The organism is Acinetobacter sp. YH12106 (genome assembly GCF_013418995.1).
In the GTDB taxonomy this organism is placed as follows: domain Bacteria; phylum Pseudomonadota; class Gammaproteobacteria; order Pseudomonadales; family Moraxellaceae; genus Acinetobacter; species Acinetobacter pseudolwoffii.
Genome location: NZ_VPAV01000027.1, coordinates 14885 through 27303, shown reverse-complemented (window position 1 = coordinate 27303; position 12419 = coordinate 14885). Strand labels below are relative to the sequence as shown.

The following is a 12419-nucleotide window of genomic DNA, read 5'->3' as shown; positions in this document are numbered from 1 at the left end:
ACAATAGCAAGAGTGAACCACCTGATCCCTTCCCGAACTCAGAAGTGAAACCTCTTTGCGCTGATGGTAGTGTGGGGTTACCCATGTGAGAGTAAGTCATCGCCAGCTCATTATTCGAAACACCCCCTGCATAAGCAGGGGGTGTTTTTTTGTGCGCGGAATTTATAGCAAAATTAAAAAGTAAAAATAATATTCTGAATTTACTCAAAATACCCCTTAGCGGAATCGTTAATGGGTATTTTTTGTTCTTGTAAATCAAATATTTGAGAATTATTAATTTGGGAAATATAAGAATTTGAAAGCCAGTTCGTATGTTTTTTGGTAAAACTGTGTTATAAAAATTAAAACGGCATAAAAATTGCTTATAGAACAAGATTTTTAATTAAGGGGGTTATAATGAGATTATCAGTGGGCTTAAAAATTGCGAACTCGCTGTCATTAACTCCACAATTGCAGCAAGCAATTCGGCTATTACAATTATCGAGTCTGGAACTGGAACAAGAAGTTCAACTGCAACTTGATAGTAACCCTCTATTAGAAAAAGTTGAAGAACAGATTACCCTTGAACGCTTATCGACACTTGAATCAAATAATGAACACAAAGATCTAACTAATGAACTCAATGTGGATCACCTTCCCGATGACCTACCTGTAGATACCGATTGGGATGATGTCTATACTCATCAACCTACCAGCTTAGGTGCGGCTGAATTCGAAGAGCGCGAAGACAATCGTCAAGGGCATCAGAGCTTACAGGAATATATGCTTGAGCAAATTAACCTGTTAAATTTTTCACAGGTTGATAAATTAATCGCTTATTGCATTGTCGATTCCCTGGATGACAAAGGCTTTTTAGATGCTGAGCTGACTGAAATTACTGCATCGGTACAACATCTTCTATCCTTGATGGGGAGTGAGGAGGAAATTGAAGATGATGAAGTTGCGGTCGTATTAAAGCATATTCAGCGTTTAGATCCGGTGGGTGTAGGGTCTAGAAGTTTGGCAGAATGTCTGTTGGTTCAGCTTGATCATTTACCTGCCTCAACGCCTTGCCGAAATGATGCAATCAAGCTTCTACAACATTATGAATTACTGATTAGTAATGAACTGCCAAAATTAATTAAACAAACCGGGCTAAATCCAGAGCAGTTACGCTGTGCGGTAGATTTATTAAAAACTCTGAAACCTCACCCGGGCTTGGAATTTGAAAATAAAGAATCGGATTATCAGGTGCCAGATGTTGTGGTCATGAAAAAGAATAACGCTTGGCATGTCAATTTAAATCCGGATGTACTGCCAAAATTACGCGTCAATCCTTTCTATGCCAAAATGATTCGTCGTGCAGATCAAAGTGACGATAATCAATATTTACGTAACCAGATGCTAGAAGCAAAAAATTTCATTAAAAGCGTTGATGAGCGGCATAAAACATTATTAAAAGTGGCAACCTGTATTGTCGAACATCAGAAAATGTTCTTGGAAATTGGCGCTGAAGGGATGAAACCTTTGGTTTTAAGAGATATTGCCGAAGAAGTAGAATTGCATGAATCGACCGTATCTCGTGTGACCACCAATAAATATATGCTGACGCCGCGCGGCTTATTTGAATTAAAATATTTCTTCTCGAGTCATGTGGGCACGACTTCAGGTGGTGAAGCATCTTCTACTGCTATTCGTGCCAAAATCAAAAAACTGATTTCCGAAGAAAATGCCCGTAAGCCTCTGTCTGATAATGCAATTGCTAATATGTTAAAAGATGAGGGCATTGATGTGGCACGACGTACAGTGGCGAAATATCGTGAATCGTTACATATTCCTTCATCTTCTGAACGAAAAGTCTTGATCTAAAATTTGAAATCTGGCTATTCTAGAGATTCATTATGACAACATAATGAATCTTTTTTTCTTTTGAGGATCAGTAAAAGTGATTTGATTCAGGACTTAAAATACGGATATTTTATTTATAAGTTACTGTATTTAAATTATTTTATATTGTGACTCTTCTAATCCTAACGAAGGTGAGGGATAGAACTATGCAAATAACAATTCGTGGACATCATTTATCGATTACGCCAGCTATTGAAGAAAGTATAAAAACCAAGTTTTCACAGATGACGAAGCACCTGGATCAGGTGAATAGTATGCAAGTGAAACTCTCTAAAGATCATCAAATTGATAAACGCTCCAGAAAAGGCAGTAGTAATCATATCGCAGAAGCGATTATCCGATTGCCGGGCATCGAGTTTTTTGCCCATGCCACAGCAGATGATATGTATACTTCCATTAAACTTCTGACAGAAAAATTAAAACGCCAGATCGATCGATATCGGGAAATGCATTTACAGCAGCATGCTTTGGCTTTGTAAAGGACAAATGATGAAAAAGAGGTTTTAAAAGCCTCTTTTTTTTATATATATAATGTATGGATCCATGAATTATTTTTGCTATTTATAGTAAAATGGCTCGTTTTACACCCTTAGTCCTATAAGAGGTCTTGTGATGAATAATGAACAGCTCGCTGAAATTTTAGAAGCCGCTTTTCCCGAGGCGGATGTTGCTGTGAGTGGTCAGGGCGGAAAATTTGATCTCCGTATTGTGGATGATCAATTTGAAGGTAAGCGTCCAGTTGCACGTCAACAAGCTGTTTATGCTCCTCTCAATGCCCATATTGCCAGTGGTGCAGTTCACGCAGTGACAATTCGAGCAATGACAAAAGAAGAATGGCGCAAAGCAAGCTTATTTGGAGCTTAATAAATTAATGGATAAATTTTTAATTCAGGGCGGTATCAAGCTCGAAGGTGAAGTGCGTATTTCTGGTGCTAAGAATGCCGCGCTTCCATTATTAGCAGCAATGATTCTTGCCGATACGCCAATTACGCTCAAAAATGTTCCTGATCTGAAAGATGTGAATACATTGGTGAAGCTGATTGCCGGTCTTGGGATCACCATGACTTATGAAGGCGATACCGTTACTGCGGATACCTCGACATTAGATAACCAGTTTGCACCATATGAGCTCGTGAAAACCATGCGTGCTTCTATTTTAGTGCTTGGTCCTTTATTGGCGCGCTATGGTAGTGCAAAAGTGTCTTTGCCGGGTGGCTGTGCAATTGGTTCACGTCCTGTTGATCAGCATTTAAAAGCGTTGGAAGCTTTGGGTGCAGAAATTGAAGTTGAAGCAGGCTATGTGCATGCCAAAGTCGATGGCCGTCTTAAAGGTGGCGAAGTCGTTTTCGATATGGTGACTGTCGGTGGTACAGAAAATATTCTGATGGCTGCAGTCTTGGCCGATGGTGTGACCACAATTCGCAATGCAGCACGTGAGCCTGAAATCACTGATCTTGCGCAAATGCTGATCAAGATGGGGGCCAAAATTGAAGGTTTGGATACCGATACGTTAATCGTGACTGGTGTTGAAAGTCTGCATGGCTGTGAATATGCAGTGGTGGCTGACCGGATTGAAACGGGTTCATATCTGGCGGCGGCTGCAATCACAGGTGGTCGTATCAAAACCACACACACCGATCCATCTCTCATGGAAGCTGTGCTGGATAAATTTGAAGAAATGGGCGCAGAAGTCACTCGTGGCGACGACTGGATTGAGTTAGATATGCTGGGTAAACGTCCGAAAGCCGTGAGCTTCCAGACCTTGCCACATCCAGAATTTCCAACCGATATGCAAGCCCAGATCATGGCTGTAAATGCCATTGCTGCAGGCTTTGCGACAATTTCAGAAACGATTTTTGAAAACCGTTTTATGCATGTTCCTGAGTTGGCCCGTATGGGGGCAAACATTCAGGTCGAAGGTAATGATGCTGTCGTAACTGGGGTAGAAAAACTTTCTGCCGCACCCGTAATGGCAACAGATTTACGTGCTTCTTTCTCTTTGGTACTGGCAGCACTTGCCGCTGAAGGTGAAACACTGATTGACCGTATTTATCACATTGACCGCGGTTATGAAAATGTAGAAGCAAAGTTACAAAGTTTAGGTGCCCAAATTAAGCGAGTAAATTAATGAGCGATATGAGAAACGATGATCCAAACTTTGACGTAATGGGCAATTTTGATCATGGTTTAACTTTGGCATTAAGTAAGGGTCGTATCTTAAAAGAAACATTGCCACTGCTTGAAACAGCAGGGATTAATTTACTGGAAGATCCGGATAAATCACGTAAACTGATTTTCCCCACTACGCATAAACAAGTTCGTATTTTAATTTTACGTGCTTCTGATGTGCCGACTTATGTAGAAAATGGTGCAGCCGATATTGGTGTAGCGGGTAAAGATGTATTGATGGAACATGGTGCGCAAAACGTCTATGAACCATTAGACCTGAAAATTGCGGTTTGTAAATTGATGACAGCCGGTAAAGTCGGGATGCAGCGTCCTAAAGGTCGTTTGAAAATTGCGACCAAGTATGTGAATTTAACCCGGCAATACTATGCCAGCTTGGGCGAGCAAGTCGATGTGATCAAGCTGTATGGTTCAATGGAACTTGCACCATTGGTCGGTCTGGGCGATTACATTGTCGATGTGGTCGATACTGGTAATACCTTACGTGCCAATGGTTTAGAGCCACTTGAAGAAATCTGTAAAGTCTCTTCACGTTTAATCGTCAATAAAGCCAGCTTCAAACGTAAGCAAGCCTTGTTAAATCCGATTCTGGCTCAGCTTGAAAAAGCAGTGGAAGAACGCGAAAAGGCAAAACAGGCTTAAAATTGATTGCTTAAGAAACCGCCCAATCTGGGCGGTTTCTTATTTCTCTGCATGTCAAATTCTATTTAAATCCTTTCATCAATTTTACCCAAAGCTATTTTCAATAAAACTCATAGAGCTAGAGCACTATGTCTGCCGACAAAAGCCTAGAAAACAGGTAAACTAAAGCCTTCGAATTCAAACCTGATGGGTAAATTGATGCGACGTTTATCGACCCAAGATCAAAACTTCAAGCAAGCATTTGCTGACTTGTTGGCTTTTGAGACTGTGAATGATCCTGAACTTTTAAAAACTGTAGATCAAATTATTGCTGATGTTCGTCAGCATGGTGATGCACATGTTCTTAAACTCACTCAACAGTTCGATCGACATCCGGCGCATCAATTTTCAGAGCTAGAACTGACACAAGAGCAGCTCAAAGCTGCCTTTGAAGGTTTAACCACAGAAGTTCGTGAAGCACTGGAATTAGCTGCAGCGCGTGTGCGTGAGTTTCACCAGGCCCAAAAACAAGATGGCTGGACTTATGTCGATGCTTTGGGGAATACGCTCGGTCAGAAAGTGACTCCACTGGATCGTGTCGGGATTTATGTGCCGGGTGGTCTGGCATCTTATCCATCCTCAGTACTGATGAATGCAGTGCCTGCACATGTGGCGGGTGTCCCTGAAATTATTATGGTGGTGCCTGCCCCGAATGGTGAACTCAATCCATTGGTATTGGCTGCTGCATATTTGGCTGGCGTAACACGTGTCTTTACGATTGGTGGTGCACAAGCCGTTGCAGCACTCGCATATGGTACAGAAACCGTACCACCTGTCGATAAAATTACTGGTCCAGGTAACCGGTTTGTGGCTGCAGCAAAACGTGCGGTGTTTGGTCAGGTCGGTATCGATATGATTGCAGGCCCTTCTGAGATTCTGGTCTATGCCGAAGGCGAGAATAACGCTGAATGGTTGGCGATGGACTTATTGTCACAGGCTGAACATGACACTGTGGCACAAGCCGTTTTCATTACACCTGATGAAGCACTTTTAGATGCTGTTGAAAAGTGGATTGAAAAACACTTAGAAGCATTACCGAAAGCAGATATTGCACGTACTTCAATTGAGAACCGCGGTGCTTTGGTATTGGTAAAAGACCGTGCTGAAGGTGCTGAGCTGATTAACCAAGTGGCGCCAGAACATCTCATGCTATGTTTAGATGAAGCACAAGAGATGGCAGAAGATATTCGCCATGCAGGCGCGATTTTCATGGGTCGTTACACCCCTGAAGCGATTGGTGATTATTGTGCCGGGCCAAACCATGTCTTGCCAACTTCAGGTACAGCACGTTTTTCATCACCGCTGGGGGTTTATGATTTCCAGAAGCGATCAAGCCTGATCATGTGTTCACAAGAGGGTGTTAAAACCTTGGCGAAAACAGCAGATATTTTGGCACAGCAGGAAAATCTGGATGCGCATGCGAGATCGGCGCGTTATCGTTACCAGTAATTAAAAATATAAAACCTCTCCCTAACTCTCTCCTACTAAGGAGAGGGGAAATATTATAAAGAATGAATATTCCTCTCTCTGAATGAGCTTTAAGCATTGTTTTAAAGTGAATGTAAGAGAGGTTAGGAGAGGGAACTTTGAGAATTTAAAAATGAATATCACCACAGAACAAATGCGTTTTTGGAGTCCTGACGTACGTGAATTAGAACCGTATACGCCGGGTGAACAGCCAAAAATCCAGAATATTTTAAAACTGAATACCAATGAAAATCCGTATCCGCCATCGCCTAAAGTGGTTGCGGCAGTGCAGCAGGTATTGGCCAATTCAGCTGACGTTTTGCGCCTTTATCCAGATCCAGACGCATCTGAACTTAAACAGGCGATTGCGAAACAGCAACATGTGCCTGTAGAGACGGTTTTTGTCGGGAATGGTTCGGATGAAGTTTTAGCGCACATTTTTAAAGCATTCTTTGTTCAAGAACAGCCATTGCTTTATCCAGACATCACCTATAGTTTCTATCCGGTATATAGTCAGTTCTTTGGGGTAAAAACCAAAATTTTACCACTCAATGATGACTTTGAAATTGTGGTAGATGATTATAAACAAGCCAATGGCGGCATTATCATCACTAATCCGAATGCGCCAACCAGTATTGATCTTGGTTTGGTTGCGATTGAAGAAATTCTGCAAGCCAATCCAGATTCAGTGGTGGTGATTGATGAAGCCTATGTCGACTTTGGCGCTGAATCGGCAGTCAAGCTGGTTGAGAAATACGAAAACTTAGTGGTATGTCAAACTACATCGAAGTCGCGTTCTCTTGCAGGATTACGTGTGGGTTTTGCCATTGCTCAGCCACATTTAATTGCAGCACTTGAAGCAGTCAAAAATAGTTTCAACTCTTATCCGATGGATCGTTTTGCCATTGCGGCAGCGGTGGCTTCTTTTGAAGATCAGGAATACTTTGAAGCACAAAATCATAAAGTCATTGCCAGTCGTGAAAAGTTGGTAGCTCAGCTGAATGAGCTTGGTTTTAAGGTATTACCTTCGAGTGCAAACTTTATTTTTGCCACATTCGTATCTAAAGATGCAGGTGAGCTCGCGAGTGAGTTACGTGAGCGTGGTATTATCGTGCGTTATTTCAACAAACCTCGTATTAATCAATTCTTGCGTATTACGATTGGTACAGATGAGCAAAATCAGCGTTTAGTAGATACGCTAAAAAATGAGATTTTGTGTAATTAAAATCCTTTCTAGCCTCCCGTTTTAAAGGGAGGCATTCTCACCTTTATTAAAGGTGAGAAGCATTGCTGCGCAAGGGGGAGATTTGTAGTAAAAAGCGAATCTTAAAATTCACTTTTTATTTATTCAGGCTGATACCAGGTATTTAACAGATCAAGCATCGCTGAAACCTTATCAAAGCATTCTTGATATTCCGCATCACAATCTGAAGAAATGGTAATACCACCACCGGCCCATAAAGAAATATCTTCCTGATACTTTTGAATCGAGCGAATCAGAATATTCCAGGAGCCAGTGCCATCGAAATTGAAATAGCCCATAGAACCACAGTAAGCACCACGTGGTGTACCCTCAAGTTCTTCAATAATCTGCATGGCCCGAATTTTGGGTGCGCCTGTAATTGAGCCACCTGGAAGAGCAGACATGAGTACTTCAAAAGGATTGATATTTGCTTTTAAAGTCGCTTCAACTTCACTGACCATATGATGAACTTGATTGAAGCTTTCAATACTAAATAATTTCGGTGTTTTGACCGAGCCTGTTTCGGCATAAACACTTAAATCATTACGTAATAAATCCACAATCATGACATTTTCTGCCTGATCTTTTTCTGAGGCTTTTAGGGTCTGTCTGGATTGTTCATCGAGCACTGGATCAGTAAAACGGGGCATTGTGCCTTTAATCGGTTTGGTAATAATTTTTCGCTTCGTTTCAAAATCAATGAACAACTCGGGTGAGCAGCTTAATAATTCAAAATCACCAATACGCAAATAACCCGCATAAGGCGCTTCGGTTAATGTCCAGAAGGCTTGGGCGGTTGCTAAGAGGGAACCTTGTGCGCGACCATTAAATTCTTGTGTCAGATTAATCTGATAGCAGTCACCTGCAATAATATAATCCTGAATTTTCTGAAATGCCTTGCTGTAGACCGTTTTGGTCCAGCGTGAAGTACAAGGGCTTATTAACTGAAACGTCGGACGAATTTTATTTTGATTAAGTAAGTTCTGAATATAATCGAAGATCTGCTCTGCCTCTGGATCATCACTATAGAACATCCATCCCTCAGAGCTTGGTTTAATATAGGAAGAAAATTGACCAATAAATAAACCAGGTTGAGAGCGGTCCGGATACTGAATATATTGCTGAGCCGCATAATCATAGCCAACAAAACCGACATAACCTCCATGAAATCCAGTCTTGTGAGGATTTCTTAATGCATCAATTTCTAAACTAAACTCAGATAATCTGAGTTGATATTGTTCAATTCCCACTCTTTGAAACGACTGAATATGTGATTGCTGCACAATAAAATATTCTTGAGCACAGCAGGCAATAAAAGGCTGACCATTATTATTTAAATACACCAGATGCCCCAATGTCTTTAATGCGGATAATACATCTGCAACCAGAGGTGATTTAAATTTTAAGGGGCGATGATAGAGAGCTTCGGTCATTCAGTTAAGCAGAGTTCAATATGACTCGCTATTTTATATCAAGAAGACAGGAAAATATTTTTAAATCATCAAATACCGTTTATCGGTAAGCGACAGATTGCGACCAACAACAGTTGATCAAAAACTGACTCAAGGCTAATTTAAGTGGGCTAGCAAATTACTCAAGGAAAGATGCTTAAGCTGTCAGAAAATAAAAAATACAGCCTAAACACTGAGTAATTCACAACCAAAAAAAATAGTACTCTTGGGAGAGTAAACAATGAAAAAATTCACAAAATTAGTTCTTGCAACTTCAGTTGCATTTAGTGCCAATGCGATGGCGATGCAGGCAATGGATGATGCATCTCTAAGCGAAACAACGGGTCAAGATGGTATTAACATTGGTATTGGTATTTCCAAAGTTGAAATTGCAAAAATGTATATTCATGATAATGATGGTTTAGCTGATGGCTCAACTTATGGTTATACACCACTTAATTTCAGTAACCCTCAGGCACCAGTTGCGGGTACTGCTGTAAGTAAAGCTGTTAATGGTGGTCCTAATAGCGGAGCTGCTGGTGCATTGGCTATTGATGGTATTACTATTACTGCGAATTATGATGCACTTCTATCATCTCGTAATTTGATGGATTTGAAAATTGACAGTGATGGTAGTTCAGATGGTGCATTCCTTAACATTGCTGCTGCAGTTTCAGGTCTTGATATTGATATTGGCGAGATCAGCGTTGCAAGATCAGGTGATGTGAATGCAACAGGCATTCGTCGCGGAGTGGCTGACGGTTCTGAAAAGGCAATCTTAAGTGGCTTAAGAATTAAGACAGGTCAAATGGCTGCTAACATTCAATTAGGTTCTTCACCTCAAGGTGCAATGATTTTACTTGATACAACAATGGTTGGTGGTTTAACGATTGAAGATCTAGGTATTTTGGATAACGCAGGTGGTGGTCAAGTGACTTTGGGCAAAATCCAGGTGGCTGATGCAAACAGTACAGATTTAGCGATCGAAGCAAAAATTTCTGTGACTACAGATGGTTTAGAAATTACCAGTGTTAAAGATGCGAACTTTGCAGGTACAGATATTTATATCCAAGGTGTTCACTTAGGTGCGGCAGCTCCGTCTTATGCTAACGTTACGCGTGGTACAAATGTAGGTGGATCTATCGGTGATGTAGAAATTCAAGGGATGAAAACCTCCTACGGTAATAAATCTACAGGCTATATTCCTGGATCAATTATTACTGTTTCAGGTCGTTAATATTCTATAAAAAAGCGCGTGTTGACACGCGCTTTTTTTATGACTGAAGCATTTATCCAAAAAATAAAAAAAATGCTGTATTTTTTTGAAAAAGAAGGTATCTTTCTAGTTACAGGGAAGTAGAGTGAATACTCTATAAAAAGAAAAATAGGCACATCATGCCCATATAAGAAAAGTTAATAATTATGTTAGAGATCGCGTTGGGCTCGGCATTGATGTATTACGCTGCCAAAGAAGCTCTGGATATCAAAAAACAGCCCTTGGGTGCTGTTCACTATACTGAAGTTCTCGACTCAAGAAATGATTCCTTTGTACGCATGCACCGTGAAGCTGTGCAGGTTAAACCGGCAATTCTGGATCAATTTCAGGGCATTGTACGTCAGGCTTATGATTATAGTTGTGGCTCGGCAGCGTTGACCACCTTGCTTAATGGATATATCGGTACGCAGCTAGACGAACAGCAAGTCATGAACGGACTGATGAAATTCGGTGAAACTGACAAAATTATTGAACGCCGCAGTTTCTCTCTGCTTGATATGAAGCGTTTTGTCTCAGCTTTGGGGCTAGAAAGTGGAGGCTATCGAGGGGAATTCAAAGATTTAGTCCAGCAAAATCAGCCTGCCATCGTTCCGATTTCTTATGCCGGATTCAAACATTTCGTGGTATATAAAGGCTATAAAAATGGGCGGGTGTATGTTGCAGATCCCGCACTTGGTAACATCAGTTTCGACGAGCAGCGTTTTCAGGATGTCTGGGAAAATAACACACTATTCTTAATTAATGTGCCCGAGCAATATCGTAAAAACTTCCTGGCCTTAAAAGAAGCAGACATGCGTCATGTAGAAGATGCCACGATTAATCGTTATGCCCTGGTTGATATGCAGTATCCACAATTCTATATGGATAAAATTGCCGACAAAGCTTCCACGATCCGTATGGACCGCAACCGTAATACAGAATCAGAAAAATTTGGAGAATATCAATATAATTTCCTGAGATTGTATTACAAGAATAAATAAAATGAAAAATAGTAATAAAAATTAAAATGGTGAAATGGATATGAACAGTAAATGGATGAACAAGACGTTCTTGGCACTGAGCATTCAAATGGTTATGGGCGTTGCATTTGCTGCAGAAGAGCCGACACTGGGTGAATACGAAACGGTTGATGAGGAAGTTATTGTTGAAACTGCTGTACCTGTACAGGCCCAGACTGAGCAAGTGGAAACACAGGCTGCACAAGAGCCGGAACTCGGTGGATATGAAACAGCTGAAGAAGCAGTGAGTGAAACTGCCGCACCGGTAGAGGCTCAGACTAAACAAGTAGCAGATGCATCCCAAGCTTTACAGAAACAGGAAGGTGATGCTACCCAAGCAGCTAATCTGGAAGAAGTATTTACTTCAAATGAACGTCAGTACTCACTCATTAAAAAAGGTGATATTTCATCATATTACGATATCGATTATACCTACTATCGTGACACTCAACTTGATATCGAAATGGCTCAGGGTCAACTATATCAACTTCGTGTACAAGAGAATGCCACGCATAGTTTGACAAATACTTTCACATTCCAATATGGGGTAAAAGATAACCTGACCTTAACTGCATCCTTGCCTTTAGTGGCCAAGACCGACTTGTTAAAAGACACCTCGACTGCCGGACTAGGTGATATCAGTGTTGGGGCACGCTGGGAACCATTTCCATTAAAAGCTGGCCGTTTACCTTTAATTTTATTTGGTAATTTATCAACAAAAACGGGTGACAGTCCTTATGAAATCAATGCAGCGACAGATCTGGCAGCAGGGAAGGGCTATTACTCAGCAGGAGTGGGTGCCAGTACACGTAAATACATCGATCCGGTCGTGCTGTTTGCCTCCGTTTCTGCAAACTATGGTTTTAAAGAATCAGGCCTGAACCAGCGTCGTGGTAGACGGGGGATTGAGGAGTTCGAACCGGGGATTAGTGGAGGCTTTGCCTTTGGTTTTGCATATTCATTTAACTATGACGTTTCGATGACCATGTCCTATCAGCAAAGCTTTAACACCGGTGCTGAATTTAAATATGACACGGGTGAAAGCTATTCTGCTGCGGATCAGACCAGTTCTACCTTTGCAATTTCCTTAGGTGTACGAGTCTCTCCAGAAACCATTGTTAATGGTACCGTTGGCTTAGGGCTGACCGAAGATGCACCGGATGTTTCGTTGGGATTGTCATTCCCGCTTGATATTTTAGGTTTTGGTAAAAAAATCAGTTAATAGGGGT

General features: G+C 41.2%; 11 protein-coding genes and 1 rRNA gene. 11 read left to right on the top strand and 1 reads right to left on the bottom strand.

The window, feature by feature from the left end; all coding sequences use genetic code 11:
- The 8 genes from rrf to hisC form a co-directional block, all read left to right on the top strand.
- Positions 1 to 108 (top strand): 5S ribosomal RNA (gene rrf / locus FTU45_RS13605); the annotation flags it as partial.
- A gap of 288 nt (positions 109 to 396) precedes the next feature.
- The gene (locus tag FTU45_RS13600) at positions 397 to 1848 is read left to right on the top strand and encodes an RNA polymerase factor sigma-54 (protein ID WP_180076576.1); all 1452 of its coding nucleotides are present in this window, start codon (positions 397 to 399) and stop codon (positions 1846 to 1848) included.
- A 185-nt stretch (positions 1849 to 2033) separates the two neighbouring features.
- Positions 2034 to 2366 carry a ribosome hibernation-promoting factor, HPF/YfiA family gene (gene hpf / locus FTU45_RS13595; RefSeq protein WP_100355882.1) on the top strand — a complete coding sequence of 111 codons (333 nt, stop codon included), beginning with the start codon at positions 2034 to 2036 and terminating at the stop codon, positions 2364 to 2366.
- Positions 2367 to 2499: 133 nt separating this feature from the next.
- Positions 2500 to 2751 (top strand): BolA family iron metabolism protein IbaG, encoded by a 252-nt coding sequence (gene ibaG / locus FTU45_RS13590; RefSeq protein ID WP_004730742.1) that lies wholly within the window; start codon positions 2500 to 2502, stop codon positions 2749 to 2751.
- 7 nt (positions 2752 to 2758) lie between these two features.
- Entirely contained in the window at positions 2759 to 4015 is a 1257-nt protein-coding gene (gene murA / locus FTU45_RS13585) for a UDP-N-acetylglucosamine 1-carboxyvinyltransferase (protein ID WP_005172524.1), read from the top strand.
- Positions 4015 to 4716: an ATP phosphoribosyltransferase gene (gene hisG, locus FTU45_RS13580; RefSeq protein WP_004646025.1), complete on the top strand. Its 702-nt coding sequence runs from the start codon at positions 4015 to 4017 to the stop codon at positions 4714 to 4716. The genes murA and hisG overlap by 1 nt, the downstream gene beginning before the upstream one ends.
- Positions 4717 to 4902: 186 nt before the next feature.
- Positions 4903 to 6204 (top strand): histidinol dehydrogenase, encoded by a 1302-nt coding sequence (hisD, locus tag FTU45_RS13575; protein ID WP_081273097.1) that lies wholly within the window; start codon positions 4903 to 4905, stop codon positions 6202 to 6204.
- Between the two features lie 151 nt (positions 6205 to 6355).
- Positions 6356 to 7447: a histidinol-phosphate transaminase gene (gene hisC, locus FTU45_RS13570; RefSeq protein WP_180076575.1), complete on the top strand. Its 1092-nt coding sequence runs from the start codon at positions 6356 to 6358 to the stop codon at positions 7445 to 7447.
- 119 nt (positions 7448 to 7566) lie between these two features.
- Here hisC and FTU45_RS13565 read toward each other — a convergent pair whose 3' ends face one another.
- Positions 7567 to 8898 (bottom strand): anthranilate synthase component I family protein, encoded by a 1332-nt coding sequence (locus FTU45_RS13565; RefSeq protein WP_180076574.1) that lies wholly within the window; start codon positions 8896 to 8898, stop codon positions 7567 to 7569.
- A gap of 259 nt (positions 8899 to 9157) precedes the next feature.
- On the opposite strand from FTU45_RS13565, the gene FTU45_RS13560 reads away from it, so the two are divergent.
- The 3 genes from FTU45_RS13560 (at position 9158) to FTU45_RS13550 (ending at position 12412) form a co-directional block, all read left to right on the top strand.
- A complete protein-coding gene (locus tag FTU45_RS13560) occupies positions 9158 to 10153 on the top strand; it encodes a DUF6160 family protein (RefSeq protein WP_180076573.1) in 996 nt (331 codons plus the stop codon).
- A 185-nt stretch (positions 10154 to 10338) separates the two neighbouring features.
- Entirely contained in the window at positions 10339 to 11172 is an 834-nt protein-coding gene (locus tag FTU45_RS13555) for a C39 family peptidase (protein WP_180076572.1), read from the top strand.
- A 34-nt stretch (positions 11173 to 11206) separates the two neighbouring features.
- On the top strand, positions 11207 to 12412 hold the full coding sequence (locus FTU45_RS13550) for a hypothetical protein (RefSeq protein WP_180076571.1): 1206 nt from the start codon (positions 11207 to 11209) through the stop codon (positions 12410 to 12412).
- Positions 12413 to 12419: the final 7 nt, after the last annotated feature.

What these genes read in the sequence shown, in the direction of transcription:
- FTU45_RS13600 (WP_180076576.1), top strand. Translation starts at nt 397, where the DNA reads ATGAGATTATCAGTGGGCTTAAAAATTGCGAACTCGCTGTCATTAACT.
- hpf (WP_100355882.1), top strand. Translation starts at nt 2,034, where the DNA reads ATGCAAATAACAATTCGTGGACATCATTTATCGATTACGCCAGCTATT.
- ibaG (WP_004730742.1), top strand. Translation starts at nt 2,500, where the DNA reads ATGAATAATGAACAGCTCGCTGAAATTTTAGAAGCCGCTTTTCCCGAG.
- murA (WP_005172524.1), top strand. Translation starts at nt 2,759, where the DNA reads ATGGATAAATTTTTAATTCAGGGCGGTATCAAGCTCGAAGGTGAAGTG.
- hisG (WP_004646025.1), top strand. Translation starts at nt 4,015, where the DNA reads ATGAGCGATATGAGAAACGATGATCCAAACTTTGACGTAATGGGCAAT.
- hisD (WP_081273097.1), top strand. Translation starts at nt 4,903, where the DNA reads ATGGGTAAATTGATGCGACGTTTATCGACCCAAGATCAAAACTTCAAG.
- hisC (WP_180076575.1), top strand. Translation starts at nt 6,356, where the DNA reads ATGAATATCACCACAGAACAAATGCGTTTTTGGAGTCCTGACGTACGT.
- FTU45_RS13565 (WP_180076574.1), bottom strand. Translation starts at nt 8,898, where the DNA reads ATGACCGAAGCTCTCTATCATCGCCCCTTAAAATTTAAATCACCTCTG.
- FTU45_RS13560 (WP_180076573.1), top strand. Translation starts at nt 9,158, where the DNA reads ATGAAAAAATTCACAAAATTAGTTCTTGCAACTTCAGTTGCATTTAGT.
- FTU45_RS13555 (WP_180076572.1), top strand. Translation starts at nt 10,339, where the DNA reads ATGTTAGAGATCGCGTTGGGCTCGGCATTGATGTATTACGCTGCCAAA.
- FTU45_RS13550 (WP_180076571.1), top strand. Translation starts at nt 11,207, where the DNA reads ATGGATATGAACAGTAAATGGATGAACAAGACGTTCTTGGCACTGAGC.